Origin of the sequence: Phyllobacterium sp. YR531, from assembly GCF_000282595.1 — a bacterium.
Lineage (GTDB): Bacteria > Pseudomonadota > Alphaproteobacteria > Rhizobiales > Rhizobiaceae > Phyllobacterium.
The window spans coordinates 206,326-227,929 of sequence record NZ_AKIZ01000035.1; the positions used below are offsets into that span (position 1 = coordinate 206,326).

Here is a 21,604-nt window from a genome sequence, read left to right on the forward strand (position 1 = left end):
AACTATGCGACAGACTTCCCCGTGCGCTGGTGTGGAATAACCAAAGGCGTACCGCTGACCGGATCTTCAATGATCATGGCAGAGAGATCGAAAACTCGTTCCACCAGTTCCGCCGTCACGATCTCACGGGGTGTACCTTCAGCAATGATGCGCCCTTCACGCATGGCAATAAGATGCGTGGCATAGCGGCATGCCTGATTAAGATCGTGCAGGACAGCTACAAGTGTGCGACCTCTGTTGCGGTTGAGGTCCTGAAACAGATCCATCAAATCAATCTGATGGGTAATGTCGAGAAACGTCGTCGGTTCGTCCAGCAACAGCAGCGGAGTATCCTGGGCAAGCGCCATAGCGACCCAGACGCGTTGACGCTGGCCTCCCGAAAGTTCATCGATGCTGCGTTCGGCAAGGTCGCTGATGGTGGTAGCCTGCATGGCCTGTTCGACAGCCTCCGCGTCCGCGCGACTCCACTGCCGCAGCAGCGTCTGGTGCGGATAGCGCCCGCGCGACACAAGATCGGAAACCGTAATTCCTGCGGGAGCTATTGCGCTTTGGGGCAACAAGCCAAGGCGCTTGGCAACATCGCGTGCCGGTATGCTCTGGATATCTTTGCCATCAAGCAAAACCTGACCGTTGGATGGCGCAAGCAGTCGGCTCAGGGCTCGCAGCAACGTGGATTTTCCGCAGCCATTCGGGCCGATAATGGCGGTAAATCCGCCAGTTGGAATGGCAATGTCGAGTTCTTCGCAAACCAGCCGCTTTCCATAAGCAAGCGCGAGATTCGCGCCGGTAAGATGGCTTTCGAGATGAAATGGCGCGGTCATGGGAAAACAGTCCTGAACATATGGGCACCCGTCATTTCAAAGTTCCGCCTAAGTGGGAAAGGGGAGGCTGTAGTGATGTTTGGATAAACATTCTAACGCCAGATCTTCAACTGAAATTATCGTCATCGGCAAAATTCAGGCTGATAAATCCGGTTCCGTATCTGCTACATAGCATAATATGATAAGTCTAGTCATATTATCGCCGCAACATCGGGATCAACCAGCCAAACCGTAGGAATGGAGTATGAAAATGCCAACTTCGCTGGCTCGACTCGATGAGGGAACATATCCCCAGAGTTCAAATTCAAAAAAGCCCTTCTACATCCTCAAGACATCCGGCGAGACGTTCTTTTCGCTTGGCCAGAAGGCAGTTCTGCCTGAAGGACCCCTATCTGGCCTGAGCGATCGCACAGCCAGTTTCTTCAGCAATCGTGCGGATGGACCTGACATTCTCGTTGGCGCTCTTCCATTCGATCCGGAGCAATCTGCTTTCCTGTTTCAGCCGGAACGGGTTTTGCGTGTTCAGGGTGAACACAATCTTGGTCATGTGCCGGGTTTTGGTGCAAGCACCGGCAATGCCGAGCCAAACAGGATTATCTCCGTGTGCGCCGACCCATCACCGGACATCTTTGGCAATAGCGTTGCTGCCGGTCTGGAGGCCATGGCGGGATCGAGTGGCGTGTTGCAAAAGATTGTGCTGTCACGCAGCCTGAAAGTTTTTGCAAGTCGCGATTTCTCCATCGCGGACCTAATGAGCCGGCTCGCGCTTGACGAAAGCATTACTGTTTTCGCAACGCCACTGCGCCAGCCGGATGAAGGTGGAGCGATGCTTGTGGGCGCGACACCAGAGCTATTGGTTGAAAAGCGTGGCACCCATATTGCGTCGCATCCGCTGGCTGGATCAGCGAAACGCTATCAGGACGGAGAAGCGGACCGCCGTTCTGCCGATTCCTTGTGGAAGTCGGAAAAGGACCGGCGCGAACACGCGATGGTCGTTGAGTCAATAATGGATATTCTGACGCCCTATTGTGGTGAGCTTTCTGCTCCTGAAGGAATGGCACTGCGGGCGACAGCCAGCATGTGGCATTTGGGTACACGCATTGTTGGCCGCCTGAAGGATGGGTCTGTACCATCAGAGCATTTCGTTTCGCTGCTGCATCCAACACCAGCAGTGTGCGGCGTCCCGCGCGCAGCGGCTCATTCAAAGATCAGTGAACTCGAAACCTATGACCGCGGATTCTATGCGGGTGCAGTGGGCTGGTGTGACTCCGCAGGTGATGGACGCTGGTACGTTTCCATCCGTTGCGCTGAGGTTGAAGGGCCGAATGCCCGGCTTTACGCCGGTGCCGGTGTTGTGCCGGGTTCGACACCGCAAGGCGAAGTGGCCGAAACGGCCGCCAAGTTCCGCGCCATGCTGGATGCCTTTGGTATTGATGGCGACCGGTTCGGAATCTGAAGGAAAGACATCATGCTCGAACTTAAGCAGGAATGGCCCGCCGAACGGGCCGCACATTACAGGGAAGCTGGCTACTGGCGTGGAGAGGCCATGTTCGGCTTCCTTGAACAGCGAGCTGCAAAATCCCCACGCCAGATTGCTGTAGTTGGTGGGCTGGAGCGTTGGAGCTACGCCGAGCTGGTCAGCCGCGCAAAACACCATGCCGCAACATTCCTCGCCATGGGATTGGAGCCCGGAACACGTGTAGTTGTGCAACTGCCCAACATCCCGGAATTTCTTTCCGTGGTTTTCGGGCTTTTCCGGGCTGGGTTGATCCCCGTCTTTACGCTGCCGGCACACCGGCTGACGGAGATATCGCATTTCGTCAACAAGTCCGAAGCTGCAGCGTACATCATAACAGCGCTGCATGAAGGCTTTGATTATCGCAGCCTCACGGTCCAGGTGCAGGCACAATGCCCGGGATTGCGGAAGGTTATCGTTGTCGATGATCTAAAGGAATTTCGAAGTGTAGCCAGTGACGTTGCAAGGATTCCCCTCGCGATCAAACCTTCCGATGTCGCCTTTCTGCAAATATCAGGTGGCAGCACCGGCCTTTCAAAACTTATCCCACGTACCCACGACGATTATATCTACAGTTTCAGGGCAAGTGCGGAGATTTGCGCGCTCAATGAAACCAGTGTCTATATGGCCGCGCTGCCTGTAGCTCATAATTTTCCGATGAGTTCACCAGGTGTTTTCGGGGCGCTTTATGCAGGCAGCACTGTTGTCATGTGTCCGTCGCCAACACCGGCGACTGCGTTTGCATTGATTGAGCAGGAAGGTGTGACAATTACAGGTGTCGTGCCACCTCTGGCACTTTTATGGATGCAGGCAGCAGCGACGACAGCGCATGATATTTCGAGCCTTCAGATATTGCAGGTTGGCGGTGCCAAGTTCATTCCGGAGGCCGCAGCGCGCGTAAAGGCAAGTCTTGGCTGCGCGTTGCAGCAGGTGTTTGGCATGGCGGAAGGACTCGTCAACTATACGCGTCTGGGTGATCCGGAAGAAACCATTATCAACACACAAGGCCGCCCCATCAGCCCGGATGATGAAATCCTGATTGTTGATGATCTTGGCAATCCCGTCGCAGATGGTGAGCCGGGCATGCTGCTGACGCGCGGTCCTTACACGATCAACGCCTATCACAATGACGATGCGGCCAACGCACGCTCCTTTACCGATGACGGGTACTATCGGACTGGCGATATAGTTTCGCGCACATCAGATGGATATCTGACTGTCCGCGGCCGTGCGGGCGATCATATCAATCGTTCCGGCGAGAAAATTTCAGCTGAAGAGATCGAGGACCATCTGCTTGCACATGCCTCGGTACTTGATGCCGCCGTTGTCTCTATTCCAGACCCTTATCTGGGGGAGCGCAGCTGTGCCTTCATCATATCGAAGGGTGAGAAACCCAAAAGCGCTGCATTGAAGGCTTTTGTGCGCTCACGCGGCCTTGCAGATTTCAAGGTACCTGACCAGATCGTCTTCGTTGACGCATTCGAGACAACAGCTGTGGGCAAAACAAGTCGCAAATTTCTACGCCAGACTTTGCGCGAGCAATTTCTGAGCACGTCGGCTGCGGAGTGAAATAATGGGCCTACCAAAAATACCGTCATATGAATTGCCACTCGCCAGCGAAATACCAGTGGCCCGGGCAAAGTGGGCGTTTGAACCGGATCGCGCAGCACTGCTTATTCATGACATGCAGAATTACTTCATCAATGCGTTCGAGCCTGACGTATCTCCAATTGCGCCGGTGATAAAAAATATTGCCCGGCTTAGAGATGCATGTCGTGCGGCAGGTATCCCTGTTTACTACACCGCTCAAAATGGCAATCAGGACAGGCGTGACCGCGGCCTCCAGGCAGATTTATGGGGGCCGGGCATGACAGATGCGCCAGAGCACCAGCATGTCACCGAAGCACTAAAGCCTGCACATGGCGATACAGTTCTGGTCAAACATCGTTACAGCGCATTTCAGCTAAGTAATCTCGAACACCTCATGCGCGTGCGAGGCCGCAATCAGATAATAATATGCGGAATCTATGCACATATTGGCTGCCTGTTGACGGCTGCGGAGGCATTTCAGCGGGACATATACCCGTTCATGGTTGCCGATGCGGTGGCGGACTTCTCCCGCGAAAACCACGATATGGCACTTAGTTATCTCGCAAAGACCAGTGGAATCCCAATGCCGCTCGAAACATTGCTAGCAAAAATCCAAGGATAAGAAAATGACGGACCAGTTTACAATTCAACAGATGCGGCAGGATATTGCCGACATGATCTATGTTGATCCGGAAGAGATTGGCAAGAATGACAATCTAATGGACCTTGGTCTCGACTCCATGCGAGCGATGAATCTCGTTTTGCTATGGCAACAGCGCAACATTCACTTGAACTTCGCGGAATTGGCGACCTCGCTGACGCTTGCCCATTGGTGGGACATTGCAGCAGCCAAAATGTCTACACCTGCAAAGGTGTAAAGATGCGCGACGATGGATTTGCGGGCAAGTCTGCCTTTGTAACAGGCGCGGGCGGAGGCATTGGCCTTAGCCTTGTCAAACTGCTTTTGGAGGAAGGTATACAGGTCACCGCAACCGACCTGAATATTGATGCGCTCGTAGAAATTGGCCACGAAAATCTGAAGGCCTTTAGTCTGGATGTCCGCGATAGTGCTACGGTCAATGTTGCGGTTGACCAGTGCGTTGCGCATTGGGGTAAGTTGGATTTCGGTGTGAATGTTGCAGGTGTTTTATCGACAACTTTGGTAACTGATACCAGCGACGATGAATGGGCACGGGTCTTTGCTGTTAATACGACAGGCGTTTTCCACGTATCGCGCGCCATTGCCCGACACATGATGGAACAAAAGAGCGGCGTAATCGTCACCGTAAGTTCAAATGCAGCAGGTATTCCGCGCCACAGTATGGCCGCCTATGCAGCTTCCAAGGCTGCGTCGACCATGTTTACCCGGTGTCTGGGGCTTGAACTCGCGCCTTATGGAATACGCTGCAACATTGTTGCTCCGGGCTCAACATTGACAACCATGCAGACAGGTATGTGGCAGGATGAGACTGGAGGCGATAAAGTGATTGAGGGATCGCTTGCTGGCTACAAGACCGGTATACCCCTCGGCAAACTGGCGACGCCGGAAGATGTGGCAAACTCAGTACTGTTCCTACTGTCCGACAAAGCCGGTCATATCACCATGGCAGATATCTATGTCGATGGCGGTGCAACGTTGCGCGGCTGATGGCCCATATCGAGCGAAAAAGGCCCGAGAACCGCTAGTGAAAGTTCACTATCCGTGGCACCTTGGCACGCCTCTACTGTAACGATACAAGCTATCAATGAATTCACATGCGGAAAAAGAGCGTATTATCATTGCGGACGATCACCCGATTTTCCGGGAAGGTCTGCGCCAAGTAGTTCAACGGACCTTTCCTGAGGCAGAAGTCCTTTCCGCTGGCACTATGAACGACGTTTTAAAACTGGCGCGCGAAGGAAAACAGCCAGATACCTTCATCCTTGATTTGCTTTTCCCCGGAATGATCCCCGAAAAATCCATTGGTGAGTTACGCCAGGAATTCATGAAGTCGTCCATTATCATTGTCTCCATGCTGGATGATTCACTGGCGATTGACATGGTTATGGCGCAGGGCGCAGACGGCTTTATAGGAAAAACGGTTTCACCTGAAGAAATCAGTGCAATCATAATCGATATCCGGCGTGGTGAATTTGTCGTAAGGGCGCACCCGCAGGACGGAAAAGCCAGACAGCCCAGTTCGACAGGCCTCTCATCCCTGACGCCGCGGCAACTCGAAGTGTTGCGGTTGATCGTAGACGGAAAAACCAACAAAGAGATCGGCCGGATTCTTGAAATATCGCCATATACGGTCAGTATTCATGTATCGGCACTGCTTCGCACACTTAATGTAGGATCGCGAGCTGCTGCCGCAGGCAAGGCTGTAACGTTCGGTATCGGTACCAATTATTGAAGCGACGGGACCGTTTTAACAGTTTGACGCTGCAACTTCAGCCTCAACGCCAAAATGGTTGAACGCAGCTCCGCAGGCCGTATTGGCTTGGACAGTATGGGAATTTCGGGATCTCCAACATCGTCACGCACTCGGTTTTCATCATGACCCGTCACGATAATCGCAGGAATGTTTCGCCCGTTCTTGCTTCGGAAATAGTTGATACAATCTGACCCGGTTGTTTTGGCACCGAGATCAAAATCTGTGATGATAAGATCGCATGTAACGTCCTTGCCTTCAGGCAGAACTTCTTCCTGTTGAACAATACATCCCCATTTTTCCAATAGAATGCCGGTTGCCAAAAGAACATTAGTGTCGTCTTCGACCAGAAGCACGCGCAGTCCATCCAGCATTGATACAGGCTTGCTGTTGGGTATTTTGGGGGCTTGAGTGGGAGGGGATACGATTTCGAGGCCATCAATGATGACAGTTGTTCCTTTGTCCTCCTCGGACCGCAGCGAAACCTCAAGACCCATAATATTCGAGAGACGGCGTACGATCGAAAGGCCTAATCCAACGCCTTCGGTGTCCTTGTCGCCCCGCTCACGAACCTGGTAAAATTCTTCAAAAAGATGAGGCAGATGCTCGCTTGCAATACCTGGTCCCCTATCATGAATTTCAATGGATAGTTTGCCGGACCGCTTACGGCATCCGATCAGAACAGGCCCACCCGGTGCATACTTCAAGGCGTTGGATACAATATTCTGAATCATGGTTGTTAAAAGGCTCGGATCGACTCTAACAAACTTGTGGGTCGCAACAAGCTTGAGTTTTACGCCAGCCCATTGTGCTGCTTCAGAGTTTTGCTGTTTGATATCGTTGAGGATTTCGCCGATACTAACGTCTTCCGGCTGTTCGGATATCTTACCGCTATCGAGTGTCGAGATGTCCAGAAGGGACTGGAATAACCTTGAAACGCTTTGCAACGATCTGTCTATGTTATCAACCATCTGCTGTTCTTCCTGGCCAAGGCGTGCATCGCGCAGACAAGCAATGAAAAGGCTGATGGCATGTATTGGCTGGCGCAGATCATGACTGGCCTGTGCCAAAAAGCGTGACTTTGCCAAATTTGCTTCAAGTGCAGCGTTGTAAGCCTTGTGGACTCGGTTCAGCAGTACATAAATGTAGGAGGGTACAAGGATGGCCGTTATCATCAACGTACCAACCACATAGGGATATCCGCGCCAGAAGCTGTTGAAGAAAGTAGTCGTTGCCAGTGCCAGCAGTGCGGCGGCAGTGGCAGCAACCAGGTACCGAGGCCCAAATCGCAATCCATTACCGACCGTCACCCAAAGCAATATCGCATAAACGGGAAGGGTGACTTGACCACCAACGGACATGGCAAAAGTCATGGCGATATAGTCGTGAGACATCGAGAATATTCGCCGTAGCAAATATTTTCCTGGCCAAATTACAATACATGCAAATAATATCAATGAGGTTATTACGTAGTATATCCAGTAGTATGAATATATTGTCAGAAATTCGGCCGATAAGTCCTGCGATATTGCTGCGTAGAATATGTAACTGAAGAAGAATGGAATTATTATTAGCCGGACAACGGCTTGAGATCGTTCAGTGTCCTGACCTTTGCGTTTAAACTTTGAGAATTGGTCTCTCAACGTGCTTGACAGATTGCCCAAGCGGACACTTTTTTCCATGGAAGAAGCCCCCTTTCCCGTAGTACTTATGCTGCAAGCCGTATTGTGAGATTGGTACCTTAAGTCAGAAGAGAAGATGGTGATATTACGAGCCTTTAATGTCGTCCAGCACTTAAATCGGAATGGGGTCGAGTTGGAATGATCCGTTTCATCGCCGTATGAAAATTGCATGTTTTAGTTTCGCGATTTTGGGATGCAACGGCATATCAAGACAACAAAAAAGCCCGGAAAACCGAGCTTTTTGAGTGTTTCCGGTAAGGTCATGGACCTGTGTGGAAAGAGAATTGGTGCCCAGAAGAGGACTCGAACCTCCACGCCTTGCGGCACACGGACCTGAACCGTGCGCGTCTACCAATTCCGCCATCTGGGCAGCGGGTTTCATCTAAGGGGCGCTCAAGAGTCTGTCAATGCATATATTCGGGAAATATTGGATTGCTAAACCCCTTGCATTAGACAGAGCCCTCGTCGCTGCTTGCCGTATGCTTATCCCGCTAGCACTTCCTTCGACGCAACTGTTGAATCGGCATTGAGTTTGTAAACAATCGGCACGCCTGTCGCGAGTTCCTGCGCCACGATCTCTTCGCCTGTCAGACCATCCAACGCCATGATGAGCGCGCGTAGCGAGTTGCCATGAGCGGCAACCAGAACTGTTTCACCGCGCAGCACGTGAGGTTGAACTTCATGCAAATAATAAGGCCAGACTCGCGCACCCGTATCGCGCAGGCTTTCGCCGCCGGGTGGTGGAACGTCATAGGAACGGCGCCATATGTGCACTTGATCTTCACCCCATTTGGCGCGGGCGTCATCCTTGTTCAGGCCGGAAAGATCGCCATAGTCACGTTCGTTCAATGCCTGATCCCGGATTGTCTCCAACCCGGTCTGGCCAACCTCTTCAAGAATGTGCTGAAGCGTGTTCTGGGCACGCGACAGGACAGATGTATAGGCAATGTCAAACTTGAGACCCTTGGCCTTCAGGCGCTTGCCCGCATCCTTTGCCTCTTCATGTCCGAGTTCCGTGAGGGCAGGATCACGCCAGCCAGTGAAAAGATTTTTCAAATTCCATTCGCTCTGGCCGTGGCGGACGAGTACTAGGGTTCCGGACATTCTGAAGGGTTCCTTTCCAAAAGTGAAAATTAGTCGCTAAGGCCAAGTACATCGAGCATGGAATAAAGGCCGGGCTTTCGGCCTTTGCCCCAGAGCGCTGCCTTGATCGAACCGCGTGCGAAAATGGTTCGGTCTTCTGCATGGTGAGACAGAGTAATGCGCTCACCTTCGCCCGCAAGAATAACCGAATGATCGCCAACAACCGAGCCGCCGCGCAGCGTGGCAAAACCGATAGCTCCGGTTTCCCGAGGGCCGGTATGACCGTCACGCACCCGAACACTATGCTGACTGAGGCCTATCTCTCGGCCATCCGCAGCAGCCTCACCGAGTAGCAGAGCCGTACCAGAAGGTGCATCGACCTTGTGCCTATGATGCATTTCGAGGATTTCGATATCGAAATCCTCACCCAACGCCTTGGCAGCCTGTTTGACGAGAACACCCAGCAGATTGACACCAAGGCTCATATTTCCGGATTTGATCACGACAGCATGGCGCGCTGCCGCCTCGATTTTAGCATTGTCTTCGGCCGAGCATCCCGTTGTGCCGATCACATGAACGATACGGGCCTGCGCGGCCAGTTCGGCAAACTCCACGGTTGCAGCAGGCATTGTAAAATCTAGAACGCCCTCAACTCCGACAAGAACAGATAATGCGTCGTCAGTCACAGGCACACCAAGATGACCGACACCTGCAATCTCGCCTGCATCCTTGCCTATGTGCGGCGAACCAGAGCGCTCGATGGCACCTGCCAACACGGCACCCGGTGTAGCGTGTATGATGCGGATAAGAGTCTGGCCCATGCGCCCGCCAGCACCGGTAACGGCAAGCTTCATCGGAGTATCTGCACTCATTCCGTTGTTCCTGTCAGCTCGGCATTGTCTTCGTCCATAACGATGATGGGCGACTCGTCCTTGCCCTGCAATTGATAGAAGCGTGCGTAAACGCCATTTGGACGGGCCAGCAACGTTTCGTGCACACCTTCTTCCACAACCCTGCCAGCTTCCATGACAACGATATGGTCTGCATTCACAATGGTCGAAAGTCGATGAGCGATAACGATAGTGGTACGGCCCTGCATGCTGCGCTCCAACGCCTGCTGCACGCGTTTCTCCGATTCGTTATCAAGAGCTGACGTTGCTTCATCAAGCAAAAGGATGGAAGCGTTGCGAACAATTGCACGCGCAATGGACAGCCGCTGGCGTTGGCCACCAGAAAGGGTAATGCCATTTTCACCGACTTCCGTGCCGTAGCTCTGCGGTTGCTTGATAATGAACTCATCGGCGTTGGCGAGTTTAGCCGCTTCGATAACGTCTTCATCAGTGGCGTCCGGGCGCCCATAGCGAATATTGTCGGCGATTGTCCCTTCGAAAAGGTAAGGCTGCTGCGAAACATAGGCAATGGATTGGCGCAAGGAGCGTTTGCTCACATGGGCAATATCCTGACCATCGACCAGAATACGCCCTCCATCAATATCGTAGAAGCGTTGCACAAGGCCGATCAACGTCGATTTACCGGCACCGGATGCGCCGACAATTGCAGTCGTCTTTCCTGCCTCTGCGGTGAAGCTGACATTGTGAAGAACCGGGATGCCGTTGCCATAGCCAAAGCTGACATTGTCGAACTGTACCTCGCCATTGGGAACAGTAATTGGCACTGCTCCAATGCTATCCGCCTGACGGGGTTCAATGTCGAGAATTTCATAGATCATACGTGCATTGACGAGTGAGCGCTCCAGTCCAACCTGCACGCGTGCGAGACGGCGGACGGGATCATAGGCGAGCAATACGGCGGTGATGAAGCTGAACATCGCGCCGGGAGGCTGTGCGTCATAGACCGCACGGAAGCCGGTATACATGATCATCGACGCAATGGCGGTCCCGGCGATCAGCTCGGTGACAGGCGTTAGCCGCTCGGAAACGCGCGAAATCTTGTTGGCGCGCCCTTCAGCCCGCGTAATCAACGCGCTGATCTTGCCCCGCAACTGGTCTTCCATGGTAAAGGCTTTAACGATGGCAATGCCCTGCGTGGCCTCCTGCATGGCTCCCAAAAGGTGCGAATTCAAGGTGACGGATTCACGGTGTATCACCCGCAGGCGCTTTGTCAGATAGCGCACCGTAATGAGCACTGGGGGACCGATCAGCAATGCAAAAAGCGATAGCAATGGATCAAGAAGAATCATGGTGCCGACAAGTGCGATGAGCGTCGGAATATCCTTGCCGATTGTAGTGACGACAATATCCAGCAACTCGCGCACGCCACCAATATTCTGGTTGATACGCGCTGCAAGCTGCGCGGAACGCGTATCGTGATAGAAATCAAGGCCAAGCTTCATCAGATGGTCGAAAATTCGGTGCTGGTAACGCGCAACAATGCTATTGCCGACTTTCGCCATTGTTACCGACTGCACATAGGTCGCAACACCGCGGATGACGAAGGCGGCCAGAATACCAAGGCTGATCGGCAGGATGAGGTCTTCGCGTCGCTCATAATAGATCTTGTTGATCACATCTTTGAATATGTAGGCGACAAACGCCGTGCTTAGCGCAACGGCGAGCATAGCGACAACGGCGACGGCATAAGACGAGCGGTGCTGACGAACGTTTTCACCAAGAACTCTGCCGACGACGCGCCTCGCCTCAGTCGGATCGATCTTTTTCTTCTTGGGTACACCATTCATGACAGGCGGCAACTCGCTGGTACTAAAATATCAGGCAAATATCCTTTGCGGGATTTTTGCCTCGTGATCCTGTCCCTATAGCGTTATTGCCTCGGCTTGCCTATCGGTTTTGCCCTCTTTGACTGAATGTGGCGGGCAGTGTTGCCCTGATGCCCCAGAGCAACCGGTAGTGTTGCTTAGCTCTGACGCCAGCGGCGCCCTTCTGTTGCAACGCCAAAACGGGCCGGTGTACGAGCAAATGCCGACAGGCCACTCAAGGCTGCCAAGGGGTGTGTAATAATATAAACAGGAGTTTCGTGCAGTATTTGCTGGTGCGGAGCCTTATCTTCGAATGCTGCGCGAAATGCCGGGTCTTTGAGAGGCTCCACGATTTTTTGAACAATGCCGCCAGCGAGATACACGCCGCCTCGTGCCATGAATGTCAGGGCAAAGTCGCCGGCCAGACGTCCGAGATAAGTGACAAAGAGCGCCAGTGTTTCCTTGGCTTCCTTCGACTCGCCGGAGAGTCCAGCGGCAGTGATATCGGCCGGTGTATCCAAGTTCGGTTCCGTACCGCCAACTTTGCAAATCGCTCGGTAGATATTCTGCAAGCCTCGCCCGCACAGGAGCTGTTCGCCCGAGATACGGCCATCAATATGTTCGATATGCGGGAACAGTTCGAGATCGCGCTCGGTGCGTGGCCCCATATCCACGTGCCCGCCCTCACCCGGAACAGGGACCCAGCTTGCGCGGGAGCGAACCATGCCTGCAACGCCAAGACCCGTGCCCGGTCCAAGTACAGCACGACTGCCATGTGGATCGCCTGCCCCGCCTCCAAGCTTTTCCAGATGTTGCGGTTCAAGTGATACAACAGCAAGCGCCTGTGCTTCAAAATCATTGATAACGGTAATATCGGACAGGCCGAGCGTTTCCATCATCTGGCGGGGTCTTACGACCCAGGCGCAGTTGGTAAGATCAATCTCATCGCCTTCCACAGGACCGGCAATGGCCAGAACGGCAGAGCGCGGCTGTATTGAAGTATGATCGAGAATGGCGTTCTGGATTGCTTCATCAATCGTCGGAAAATCGGCAGTTTGCAGGACCGGAAATTCCTTTGGCTCCGCATATGCATCAACGAGAATTGCAAAACGCGCATTGGTACCGCCGATATCGCCGACCAAAATCGGAAACTTCATGATGTGGTCGGTATCTGCTTGTGTAACCATTATCGCTTTCCTGTCTCAAATCTCGTTTGGGCCATTATCCGTCCGGGTAGACGAATGGCGCATCAATGTATTTTCGGCTGCATCGTCGCGAAGCAGTCCCCTTTTTTGCACCAGTACTTCGGCTGTAGCCCGGTTCAAAGCCATAGGGATATCGTATACGCTGGCCAGCCGCATGAGTGCTTTTACATCCACATCATGTGGCAAGGGTGACAGCGGGTCGACAAAGAAAATCAATCCGTCGATGCGGCCTTCCGCTATCAATGCGCCGATTTGCTGATCGCCACCAAGCGGCCCACTTTTCACACGGGTGATCGTCAGGGAAGGGCAGGCCTTCTGTATCAGTCCGCCGGTCGTCCCTGTCGCAACAATATCGCATGGCATCAAGAGGTTTTCATAGCTGCGTGCAAACGCAACCATGTCGTCCTTCTTCTGGTCATGGGCAATCAGCGCGAGGCGAAATGGCTGTGTCATTAAAACTCTGTTTCAGGTTGCCGCCTTAAATCGATTGAAACCCTATAAACAATTCACACCGTCGTGAAAAGAGCAGGGCAGAAAAAGACATCAAGGCTTTTGTCCCGGCACAGGCACATCTTCGGGAATGTCTTCACCGTCGACATCGGCAGATGCTTGCGGAACCTTTGCACCAACTCCAAGAGTGACTTCTTCGACTGATCTTGGGCCGGGAGCATGCAATATCTGGGCACAAAGCTTTGGCAGGTCGGAAAGCATCATGACCTTGGGCTTTACAGGTTTTTTTGGCGGCGGTGCTTTCTTCCAAGGCTCGTCGGTAAACCACCATGCCAATGGCTTGCCGCATCCGTCATCAGTACCTGTCGGTTCCTGAGATTTGCATTGGGCCGATCCCGGCTGGCATTTGATACGTACATGGAAATGATAATAATGTCCCCAATAGGGACGTACCTTGTTCAGCCAGCTACGGTCACCTTGCACGCTATCGCAAAGTTTTTTCTTGATACCGGGATGAACGAAAATCCGTTCTACTTCAGGATAGCTTGCAGCCCGCTTCAGAAGGGCAGTTCGACTGGCGCTCCACTTGTCAGGGTCTACAAAAAGAGTATCTCCCTTGAGCATTGATCTGGCTTCAACTGTTTCACGCTCCTGATTGGTGAAGCGGCGCTTGGGCATCGGTGTCAGCCAGATATCGGCGTCCAGTCCTACCTGATGGGAGGCGTGGCCGGTCAACATTGGGCCACCACGTGGCTGTGAAATGTCGCCGACCAGCAGACCCGGCCAACCATCTTTTGCAGACGCATCACGCGCCAGACGTTCCAGCAGGGCGATCATGCGCGGATGGCCCCAGTTGCGGTTGCGTGACAGGCGCATGACCTGCCAAGCCGATCCATCGACCGGAAGCGCGACACCACCTGCCAGACACCCCTTGGCGTAGAAGCCGGTTGATTGAGGCGCTCCAAGGCTGGGTAAGGTCTGCGAGCCAAAAAGCTGCTTTGCAGGGCCATCTTCGGCGACAGCATTGAGTGTACCCGAGAATGAAATCAGAATACCAAGTGCCAGCCGAGCCAGAGTTTTCGAGATCATGTGCGTTATCCAATGGATGAGACGCAAAATTGCATAGATCATCCGGCTTTATGATGGCCAGATTCGCTTGAAACCCGCAATATGGTAACAATCACAGGTTTGATTCGAACGGACCCAATCTTATGAGAGCAGTTATTTTCGAACAATTCAGCCAACCGCCGCGTGTGCAAAACGTGCGCGATCCAGAACCAGCGTTAACCGGGGTTGTTGTGAAGGTAGAGGCGACTGGTCTCTGCCGTAGTGATTGGCATGGCTGGATGGGACATGACGCGGATATTGTTTTGCCGCATGTGCCGGGACATGAACTGGCGGGAACGATCGAGTCAGTCGGTAAACACGTCACGCAATGGAACGTCGGACAGCGGGTTACAGTGCCATTTGTCGGAGGTTGCGGCCATTGTTTCGAATGCAATTCGGGCAATCATCAGGTTTGTGAGAGCCAGTTTCAACCGGGCTTCACGGCATGGGGCTCGTTCGCGGAATATGTTGCGTTGGATTTTGCCGATACCAATCTTGTCGCTCTGCCGGAGTCTCTGGATTTTGCCACCGCCGCCAGCCTTGGCTGCCGCTTTGTGACATCGTTTCGCGCAGTTGTCGATCAGGCAAAGGTAAAGCCGGGCGAATGGGTGGCGGTACATGGCTGCGGGGGTGTCGGCCTTTCGGCAATCATGATCGCGACTGCCATGGGCGCCAATGTCATTGCTGTTGATCTCACCGAAGAAAAACTCGCCTTTGCCCGAGAGCTAGGCGCTGTTGCGACAGTAAACGGTCGCGATACCCAAAATATTATCGGAGCGGTCAAAGAGATTACAAAAGGCGGCGTGCATGTTTCTATCGATGCACTTGGACATCCCTCTACATGCTTCAACTCAATCGCTAATCTGCGTCGTCGCGGCCGTCACATCCAGATTGGTTTGATGCTGGGAGATCATGCTCATTCTCCGATACCCATGGACAAGGTCATTGCGCATGAACTGGAAATCTATGGCAGCCACGGCATGCAGGCTTTCCGTTATAATGCGCTGATGGACATGCTGGAGAATGGCAAACTTCAACCACAAAGGCTGATCGGTAAGGAAATCACACTTGATGAAGCACCGGCCGCACTGATGGCAATGGACCGTTTCGAGGGTATCGGGATCAATGTGATCACTAAATTCCAGTGAACCAAACTAAGTAAATCGATGTATACGCCTTCGGAAAATTATTGTATCACTCCCCGTGCACCGGGCAGGCCGGTGCGCGGGGACTTCCGCAAGTGGTTCTGTTTTCGGGGGAAAACAAATGACTGTATCTGACACGGTATCAACACCGGTTGATCTAAAGAAATATGTTTTGATGTTTGGCGGTATTTTGCTGTTCTGCCAGGTTGTCGTGATAATCATCACATCGGTGCTTCAGTTTGATGTCCCGGCAGCAATGGGAATTATCGTGGTCATGGCCGCACTATCCACCCCGATCATGCTCTTTGTTAAAAAGTACGAGCGTGTTTTTACCCAACGCGAACGTGTAAGCTTTTCCAACATGGCTGCTATTGTTGCAGTGATAGTCACTGGCGCGCTGGCTGCTGTTGGGTTTTACCTTACAAGCCTGACCGGAGAGGCGAGCCCTCTTCAACCGATGTTGGATGGTTTTTCACGGGACACCGGACTACCAGCTCTCACTCTGCTTGCCGGATTTGCTGTGTTCACAATGATTCTGACTTGGATACTCGCTTATATCGAAACAGGCTGGTTTGCGCGCCGGGCGCTCAAGAAGGTTCTCAAAGAGAAATAATCCGGCGATCTGTCCGCAACAAGTTTTAGCGCCAGCTGCCATCCCGCCACATGGCAGCAAATGCAGTGCCATAATCCGGATAGCGAAAAGAAAAGCCGAGCGTCTTGATGCGTTTGTTCGAGACGCGTTTGTTTTCACCGTAAAACGAGCGCGCCATCGGCGTCAGTTGCGCTGTTTCAAAATCTGCCTCTGCCGGGGGCTCGATGCCCATAAGCTCTGCCGCATAGGAGACAACGTCCTGCGGCGGAGCAGGCTCATCATCAGTGATGTTGAAAATTCCACCCTCGTTTCGCAAGCTCAGAAACTGTAGAGCACCGGCAATATCATCCACATGGATGCGGTTGAAAACCTGCCCGGTTTTATTGAGACGGCGCGCGGTACCATTGCTGAGGTTTACAAAAGCATTGCGCCCCGGCCCATAAATTCCGGAAAGGCGCAAGATTGCCAGCGGAACGCCACGCTCATCGGCTAGGGCTTGCCAGCTTTGTTCAGCATCAACGCGCTCCACAGAGCGTGCAGAAACGGGACTGCAGGCTGTGGTTTCATCCACCCAGCCGCCGGCATGATTGCCGTAGACACCGACAGTTGAAAGATAGCCAATCCACTGCAGTTTCGGCATTGCTCTGCGGATTGTACCGCCGAACAGTGCTATTACCGGATCGCCGGTTTTTGCGGGCGATGTGGAGATGACCAGATGCGTGATTGTTTCGAGGGCGTCGGCAATTTCCTGTGAAGCGTGGGTACCGTGAAACAGGAATGGCGTTATGCCTTCCTTGTCGAGTGCCGACAGCTTTGTATTGTCGCGAGTCGTCCCGCCGATAAAGTCAGCTTTGGCTCCCACTGATCTGGCAAAGGCGCGCGCCGAATAACCGGCACCAAACAGGAAAATCTTCATGGTTGATTGTTTGCGCCATTGCGCCATTCGGTCAAGACGCTGATGTCATTTTCTTTGGCAGCATGGGCAAGACGCAGGGTCGAGAAGCTTTTGTCGTCAATAAGTTGGCTCAGAGCCCATACGGCCGAGCCGCGCACCAAAGGCGATGGGTCATCCAGATGCTGTGTCACGGGTTCGATCAGGTTCGGATCATTGGAATTGCCGCATGCATTCAATACATTGCGCAGGAAGCGATCCCGGCCAATGCGCTTGATCGGTGAACCGGAGAAAAGTGTGCGGAATGTTGGATCGTCCAGCGTAAGCAGATAATCGAGAGAGGGCGAACGAAGATCGTCGCGGGCGCGGAGCTTCGCCTCGCGCGCAGTCTCGGCAAATTTGTTCCAGGGGCAGACGGCAAGACAATCATCACAGCCATAGATGCGATTGCCCATGGCTTTTCGAAACTCAGGTGCAATCGGCTCTTTATGTTCAATCGTCAGATAGGAAATGCAGCGCCTCGCATCGAGTTGATACGGCGCAGGAAATGCGGCAGTTGGACAAGCGTCGAGACAAGCATGGCAGGAGCCACAATGATCGCGTTCTTTAACGTCATATGGAAGCTGAGCCGTCGTAAATATTGTGCCGAGAAACAGCCATGATCCATGTGTTTTACTGACAAGATTGGTGTGCTTGCCCTGCCAGCCCAAGCCCGCGGCCTCGGCTAAAGGTTTCTCCATGACGGGAGCCGTATCGACGAATACTTTCAGGTCTTCGCCAGCCGCACGCGACGCAAAGCGGCTCGCTACACCTTTAAGCTTGCCTTTGACAATATCGTGGTAATCGCGATTTTGCGCATAAACAGATATTGCCGCTTTGTCTTTCTGTGAGAGAACGTGCAACGGATCGCTGTCTGGACCGTAATTCATAGCTAGAACAATGATGGAGCGAACCTCTGGCCACAATGCATTGGGGCTGCTGCGTCGTTCCTGTGTTGCTTGCATCCAGTCCATGCTTGCATGGCGGCCAAGCGCAAGATATTCGCGCAATCGCTCTTCTGCCTGCGGAATGGAATCTGCGCGTGTAATGGCAACCACATCGAAGCCCGCAGCTAGCGATTCTTCAACGATGAATTTTTTGAGACGCTCCTGCTGATCTGAGTGTGTTTGCATGATCGCAATGCTTAGTTCACAAGTTCACCATTATGGGCTGATTGAAAAGCCAGGACTGCCGTGCCGGTAACTGTCCGCAGTCTCTCACATGTGAGCTTTCGAACCACATGGCAGTCGTGCAGGAAACTTAAACACTTAATATGATCAGAAATCCAGATCGCCATAATGAGATGCTGGTGGCAAGCCACGCACGCGATCTGCAAGTAATGGGCGGAAGGAAGGTCGAGACTTCATGCGCGTGTACCAGTCACGAGCGGCGCGATATTCGGTCCATTTTACTTCCCCAAGATAATCAAGGATCGAGATAGAGGCTGCTGCAGCCATGTCCGCATAGGTAGGGTTAGGGCCGGCGAGCCAGTTGCGCGTCGCAGTCAGCCAGTCGATATATTTCATGTGCTGTGTAATGTTTGCCCGCGCAGCACGGATGGCAGCGCTGTCGGGTGCGCCGCCGCCTTGTTCAGGTGTCATGTGGAGTTTGAAAATGCGCTCGCGTGCCATGTGACGCGTCACTTCGTTTTCAAACTTGCTTAAGAACCAGTCTACCAGCCTGCGCACTTCGGCGCGGTTGAGGGAGTCCTCTGGAAACAAACGGCGACTGCGTTTCAAGGCACCGCGAGTCTCGTCGATATATTCCGCAATGACCGAAGCGCCTGCCACCGGCACGTCGCCCTCTGCAAGCAAAACGGGTAAGGTACCTGCCGGGTTAAGGGACAAAAACTCCTTACGGCGTGCCCAGCTATTTTCCTCGATCAGCTGAACTTCAATGTCATATTCATTGAGGATCAGCCGTGCATATCGCGAACCGGTGGACATGGGATGATGAAAAAGCGTCAACATGGCAGGTAATCTTAAATCTTTCGAACTGGTATTCAGCGGGTCGGCATCGTATTGCATGCAAGGTAGGCATCGGGCCAATGCTATAGGCGCAACGGCGGCATGAGACAAGTAAACACGAATCAACGAACAGCTCGTTACCGCTGCATAATTTCTTAAAAGAGAATCGGTTAAGACAGAAATTATGTAGCATATTCAAATGCTGTGGTGTCTCCATTATGAGGTATTCACTGCGTTAAGAGTTAAGGAAGCGGTAAGCATAAACATGGAAACTCAGACGATCGTCGAAGCGCTTTTCCTTGGGCTGCTGGAAGGCCTGACAGAATTCATCCCCGTATCTTCGACCGGGCACCTGCTTCTGGCCGGGCACTTTCTCGGATTTGAGTCCAATGGAAAAACCTTTGAAGTGCTCATCCAGCTTGGTGCGATCCTTGCCATTCTTACGGTGTACTTCGGACGACTATTGAAGATTGCCCGTGATCTGCCGAGCGATCCGAAAACACGTCGCTTCGTTACCGGAGTCCTGATTGCTTTTCTACCGGCCGTTGTGATTGGCGTCCTCGCGCATGGCTTGATCAAGGCAATCCTGTTTGAATCGCCTATGCTCATATGTACCATGCTGATACTGGGCGGATTGATCCTGCTATGGGTGGACAGGCTGGACCTCAAGCCACGCTATCACGATGCCATGGATTTCCCTCTGCCACTCTATTTTAAGATCGGCCTTTTCCAATGCTTTGCCATGATCCCCGGTACTTCGCGTTCCGGTTCGACCATAGTCGGTGCCCTGCTATTGGGTGCCGATAAGCGCTCGGCTGCTGAATTCTCTTTCTTTCTTGCCATGCCGACAATGGCTGGCGCCTTTGCCCTTGATCTGTTCAAGAACCGCAATGTCCTGACCTTTGACGATCTGACATTGATAGGTGTCGGCTTTCTCGCGGCCTTTATATCTGCCGTACTTGTTGTGCGTTATCTGCTGGATTACGTCTCCCGCCACGGCTATGGCCTTTTTGCCTGGTGGCGGCTTGTGGTCGGAACTGTAGGTCTTGTTGCGCTCATATTGATGCGCTGAGTAACCACCTTCATTATAAGACAGGTTCGTAACCTCTCAACTTCCCCTGCGGGAGATGGGAAGATTTACGTTTGCACTAGTTCGCAAAATGCGAATAGTATGAATTATTATTCATTGCATGAATTATATTGACAGGCTTGTTTCTTTGAGTTTAGCTGCATGTGTCGGCATTCGAGGAGGATTGCCGATTTTCGCAAAGTAAAAGTGGCTGCATCGAAGCGCCGCGGACAAATGGGAGGGGCTTCGGCCTCGAGGAGGACACTTGCGCACTTTTTTAAGCACGACCGCGATGGCGGTCCTTGCAACAACCCTGTTTGCATCATCAGCCAAAGCTGAAACGGAATCACCTTTCCGCTGTAAGCCCGGTGAAAAATACGTCATGAACGTAATGGTTTCCGGCGTTGAATACTGGTTCCCTGTGTATGAGATGTTCAAACAGGCGGGCAAGCAGCTTGGCTGTGAAACGGCCTATACGGGCACACCGGAATATGACGTTAACAAGCAGATCGCCAGTTTCGATCAGGCTCTGGCGCAGAATCCTGCCGGTATTCTGGTCCATCCAATGAATTCCGATCCTTTCATTGAGCCGATTAACCGCGCCATTGATCAAGGCACGGCTGTCGTGACATTCGCAGCGGATTCGCCGTTGTCAAAACGCATATCCTTCATCACGTCTGATAATATCCGCGAAGGTACCTATGCGGCTGATGCGATTGCCAACAAGCTTGGCGGCAAGGGCGAATATGCCGTGCTGGAAAATCCGGGTCAGGATAATCACGACAAGCGGGTCACCGCCTTCGTGGATCGCATGAAGGAAAAGTGGCCGGACATGAAACTGGTTGGCCGCGCGGCCTCGAACCAGGACCCGACCAAAGCCTATCAGGGCTTGATGAGTATCATTCAGGCCAATCCAAATCTTAGCGCGGTCTTTATGCCGGAAGCCAACTCCGCAATCGGCGCGGCTCAGGCAAACAAGGAAAGCGGCGGTAAGATCCTCGTCATGTGTGCGGACGTCAACGCCAACATTCTTGATATGATCAAGGCTGGCGAAGTTTTCGGCTCCATCAATCCAAATCAGGGCATGCAAGGTTACATGGGCTTCATGTTGCTCTGGTTGGCCAAGCATCCTGAACTGATCGATCCGATGAACGATGCCAAGCGGGCGGGTTTCAACCCTATGAGCATACCGTTCGTGGATAATGGCCTTTCGATTGTCACGGCAGAAAATGCGGATGATTTCTTCTGGGACAAGTACCTGAAACGCCGCGGCACCAAGGGCATCGAGGAGTAAGCTTTGCAACCCGCTATCCGGGCCT

General features: G+C 52.8%; 20 protein-coding genes, 1 tRNA gene and 1 pseudogene. 10 read left to right on the forward strand and 12 right to left on the reverse strand.

What is annotated here, in order from left to right:
* Positions 1-2: 2 nt before the first annotated feature.
* Positions 3-821, reverse strand: a complete 819-nt coding sequence (locus PMI41_RS18775; RefSeq protein WP_008127505.1) for an ABC transporter ATP-binding protein — start codon at positions 819-821, stop codon at positions 3-5.
* Positions 822-1,065: 244 nt separating this feature from the next.
* Between PMI41_RS18775 and PMI41_RS18780 the strand changes: the two genes are divergently transcribed.
* The 6 genes from PMI41_RS18780 to PMI41_RS18805 all read left to right on the forward strand — a co-directional run bounded on the left by PMI41_RS18780 (position 1,066) and on the right by PMI41_RS18805 (position 6,320).
* Positions 1,066-2,277 carry an isochorismate synthase gene (locus PMI41_RS18780; RefSeq protein ID WP_052025941.1) on the forward strand — a complete coding sequence of 404 codons (1,212 nt, stop codon included), beginning with the start codon at positions 1,066-1,068 and terminating at the stop codon, positions 2,275-2,277.
* Positions 2,278-2,289: 12 nt separating this feature from the next.
* The gene (locus tag PMI41_RS18785) at positions 2,290-3,906 is read left to right on the forward strand and encodes an AMP-binding protein (RefSeq protein ID WP_008127508.1); all 1,617 of its coding nucleotides are present in this window, start codon (positions 2,290-2,292) and stop codon (positions 3,904-3,906) included.
* 4 nt (positions 3,907-3,910) lie between these two features.
* Complete coding sequence (locus PMI41_RS18790) at positions 3,911-4,549, forward strand: isochorismatase family protein (RefSeq protein ID WP_008127511.1); 639 nt, start codon at positions 3,911-3,913, stop codon at positions 4,547-4,549.
* Between the two features lie 4 nt (positions 4,550-4,553).
* Complete coding sequence (locus PMI41_RS18795) at positions 4,554-4,805, forward strand: phosphopantetheine-binding protein (RefSeq protein ID WP_008127513.1); 252 nt, start codon at positions 4,554-4,556, stop codon at positions 4,803-4,805.
* Positions 4,806-4,807: 2 nt separating this feature from the next.
* Positions 4,808-5,575: a 2,3-dihydro-2,3-dihydroxybenzoate dehydrogenase gene (locus tag PMI41_RS18800; RefSeq protein ID WP_008127514.1), complete on the forward strand. Its 768-nt coding sequence runs from the start codon at positions 4,808-4,810 to the stop codon at positions 5,573-5,575.
* Between the two features lie 97 nt (positions 5,576-5,672).
* Positions 5,673-6,320 (forward strand): response regulator transcription factor, encoded by a 648-nt coding sequence (locus PMI41_RS18805; RefSeq protein ID WP_008127515.1) that lies wholly within the window; start codon positions 5,673-5,675, stop codon positions 6,318-6,320.
* Here the strand turns inward: PMI41_RS18805 and PMI41_RS18810 are convergent.
* From PMI41_RS18810 to mepA, 8 genes and pseudogenes are all read right to left on the reverse strand, one after another.
* Entirely contained in the window at positions 6,314-7,732 is a 1,419-nt protein-coding gene (locus tag PMI41_RS18810) for a hybrid sensor histidine kinase/response regulator (RefSeq protein WP_244423976.1), read from the reverse strand. The two genes, PMI41_RS18805 and PMI41_RS18810, sit on opposite strands and share 7 nt — an antisense overlap.
* 573 nt (positions 7,733-8,305) lie before the next feature.
* Positions 8,306-8,390: transfer RNA gene (locus tag PMI41_RS18815), tRNA-Leu, on the reverse strand.
* A 113-nt stretch (positions 8,391-8,503) separates the two neighbouring features.
* Positions 8,504-9,124, reverse strand: coding sequence for a 2,3-bisphosphoglycerate-dependent phosphoglycerate mutase (locus PMI41_RS18820; RefSeq protein ID WP_008127518.1), 621 nt, complete (start codon positions 9,122-9,124; stop codon positions 8,504-8,506).
* 29 nt (positions 9,125-9,153) lie between these two features.
* Positions 9,154-9,975 (reverse strand): 4-hydroxy-tetrahydrodipicolinate reductase, encoded by an 822-nt coding sequence (gene dapB / locus PMI41_RS18825; protein WP_008127519.1) that lies wholly within the window; start codon positions 9,973-9,975, stop codon positions 9,154-9,156.
* A complete protein-coding gene (locus tag PMI41_RS18830) occupies positions 9,972-11,801 on the reverse strand; it encodes an ABC transporter ATP-binding protein (RefSeq protein ID WP_008127520.1) in 1,830 nt (609 codons plus the stop codon). The genes dapB and PMI41_RS18830 overlap by 4 nt, the downstream gene beginning before the upstream one ends.
* A 176-nt stretch (positions 11,802-11,977) precedes the next feature.
* Complete coding sequence (locus PMI41_RS18835) at positions 11,978-13,006, reverse strand: glucokinase (RefSeq protein WP_008127523.1); 1,029 nt, start codon at positions 13,004-13,006, stop codon at positions 11,978-11,980.
* 15 nt (positions 13,007-13,021) lie between these two features.
* Positions 13,022-13,477: a methylglyoxal synthase gene (locus PMI41_RS18840; protein ID WP_008127524.1), complete on the reverse strand. Its 456-nt coding sequence runs from the start codon at positions 13,475-13,477 to the stop codon at positions 13,022-13,024.
* A 90-nt stretch (positions 13,478-13,567) separates the two neighbouring features.
* Positions 13,568-14,497 (reverse strand): annotated as a pseudogene (gene mepA, locus PMI41_RS18845) (penicillin-insensitive murein endopeptidase); the annotation flags it as partial.
* A 188-nt stretch (positions 14,498-14,685) separates the two neighbouring features.
* Between mepA and PMI41_RS18850 the strand changes: the two are divergent.
* Both PMI41_RS18850 and PMI41_RS18855 read left to right on the forward strand, forming a co-directional pair.
* On the forward strand, positions 14,686-15,729 hold the full coding sequence (locus PMI41_RS18850) for a zinc-dependent alcohol dehydrogenase family protein (RefSeq protein WP_008127526.1): 1,044 nt from the start codon (positions 14,686-14,688) through the stop codon (positions 15,727-15,729).
* A 118-nt stretch (positions 15,730-15,847) separates the two neighbouring features.
* On the forward strand, positions 15,848-16,339 hold the full coding sequence (locus PMI41_RS18855) for an ABZJ_00895 family protein (protein WP_008127527.1): 492 nt from the start codon (positions 15,848-15,850) through the stop codon (positions 16,337-16,339).
* Positions 16,340-16,364: 25 nt separating this feature from the next.
* Here the strand turns inward: PMI41_RS18855 and PMI41_RS18860 are convergent, their stop codons facing one another.
* From PMI41_RS18860 to PMI41_RS18870, 3 genes are all read right to left on the reverse strand, one after another.
* Positions 16,365-17,234, reverse strand: a complete 870-nt coding sequence (locus tag PMI41_RS18860; protein WP_008127528.1) for an SDR family oxidoreductase — start codon at positions 17,232-17,234, stop codon at positions 16,365-16,367.
* Positions 17,231-18,382 (reverse strand): tRNA epoxyqueuosine(34) reductase QueG, encoded by a 1,152-nt coding sequence (gene queG, locus PMI41_RS18865; protein WP_008127529.1) that lies wholly within the window; start codon positions 18,380-18,382, stop codon positions 17,231-17,233. The genes PMI41_RS18860 and queG overlap by 4 nt, the downstream gene beginning before the upstream one ends.
* A gap of 144 nt (positions 18,383-18,526) precedes the next feature.
* A complete protein-coding gene (locus PMI41_RS18870; protein ID WP_008127531.1) occupies positions 18,527-19,219 on the reverse strand; it encodes a glutathione S-transferase family protein in 693 nt (230 codons plus the stop codon).
* 262 nt (positions 19,220-19,481) lie between these two features.
* Here PMI41_RS18870 and PMI41_RS18875 point away from each other — a divergent pair, with 262 nt between their 5' ends.
* The gene (locus tag PMI41_RS18875) at positions 19,482-20,288 is read left to right on the forward strand and encodes an undecaprenyl-diphosphate phosphatase (protein ID WP_040855808.1); all 807 of its coding nucleotides are present in this window, start codon (positions 19,482-19,484) and stop codon (positions 20,286-20,288) included.
* Between the two features lie 262 nt (positions 20,289-20,550).
* On the forward strand, positions 20,551-21,579 hold the full coding sequence (locus PMI41_RS18880; RefSeq protein ID WP_008127535.1) for a substrate-binding domain-containing protein: 1,029 nt from the start codon (positions 20,551-20,553) through the stop codon (positions 21,577-21,579).
* Positions 21,580-21,604: the final 25 nt, after the last annotated feature.

Excerpts from the sequence above, each read along its gene's own strand:
- PMI41_RS18790 (WP_008127511.1), top strand. The coding sequence starts at position 3,911 with ATGGGCCTACCAAAAATACCGTCATATGAATTGCCACTCGCCAGCGAA.
- PMI41_RS18870 (WP_008127531.1), bottom strand. The coding sequence starts at position 19,219 with ATGTTGACGCTTTTTCATCATCCCATGTCCACCGGTTCGCGATATGCA.
- dapB (WP_008127519.1), bottom strand. The coding sequence starts at position 9,975 with ATGAGTGCAGATACTCCGATGAAGCTTGCCGTTACCGGTGCTGGCGGG.
- PMI41_RS18810 (WP_244423976.1), bottom strand. The coding sequence starts at position 7,732 with ATGTCTCACGACTATATCGCCATGACTTTTGCCATGTCCGTTGGTGGT.
- PMI41_RS18835 (WP_008127523.1), bottom strand. The coding sequence starts at position 13,006 with ATGGTTACACAAGCAGATACCGACCACATCATGAAGTTTCCGATTTTG.
- PMI41_RS18855 (WP_008127527.1), top strand. The coding sequence starts at position 15,848 with ATGACTGTATCTGACACGGTATCAACACCGGTTGATCTAAAGAAATAT.
- PMI41_RS18800 (WP_008127514.1), top strand. The coding sequence starts at position 4,808 with ATGCGCGACGATGGATTTGCGGGCAAGTCTGCCTTTGTAACAGGCGCG.
- PMI41_RS18875 (WP_040855808.1), top strand. The coding sequence starts at position 19,482 with ATGGAAACTCAGACGATCGTCGAAGCGCTTTTCCTTGGGCTGCTGGAA.
- PMI41_RS18860 (WP_008127528.1), bottom strand. The coding sequence starts at position 17,234 with ATGAAGATTTTCCTGTTTGGTGCCGGTTATTCGGCGCGCGCCTTTGCC.
- PMI41_RS18780 (WP_052025941.1), top strand. The coding sequence starts at position 1,066 with ATGAAAATGCCAACTTCGCTGGCTCGACTCGATGAGGGAACATATCCC.
- PMI41_RS18820 (WP_008127518.1), bottom strand. The coding sequence starts at position 9,124 with ATGTCCGGAACCCTAGTACTCGTCCGCCACGGCCAGAGCGAATGGAAT.
- queG (WP_008127529.1), bottom strand. The coding sequence starts at position 18,382 with ATGCAAACACACTCAGATCAGCAGGAGCGTCTCAAAAAATTCATCGTT.
- PMI41_RS18795 (WP_008127513.1), top strand. The coding sequence starts at position 4,554 with ATGACGGACCAGTTTACAATTCAACAGATGCGGCAGGATATTGCCGAC.
- PMI41_RS18850 (WP_008127526.1), top strand. The coding sequence starts at position 14,686 with ATGAGAGCAGTTATTTTCGAACAATTCAGCCAACCGCCGCGTGTGCAA.
- PMI41_RS18785 (WP_008127508.1), top strand. The coding sequence starts at position 2,290 with ATGCTCGAACTTAAGCAGGAATGGCCCGCCGAACGGGCCGCACATTAC.
- PMI41_RS18775 (WP_008127505.1), bottom strand. The coding sequence starts at position 821 with ATGACCGCGCCATTTCATCTCGAAAGCCATCTTACCGGCGCGAATCTC.
- PMI41_RS18805 (WP_008127515.1), top strand. The coding sequence starts at position 5,673 with ATGAATTCACATGCGGAAAAAGAGCGTATTATCATTGCGGACGATCAC.
- PMI41_RS18840 (WP_008127524.1), bottom strand. The coding sequence starts at position 13,477 with ATGACACAGCCATTTCGCCTCGCGCTGATTGCCCATGACCAGAAGAAG.
- PMI41_RS18830 (WP_008127520.1), bottom strand. The coding sequence starts at position 11,801 with ATGAATGGTGTACCCAAGAAGAAAAAGATCGATCCGACTGAGGCGAGG.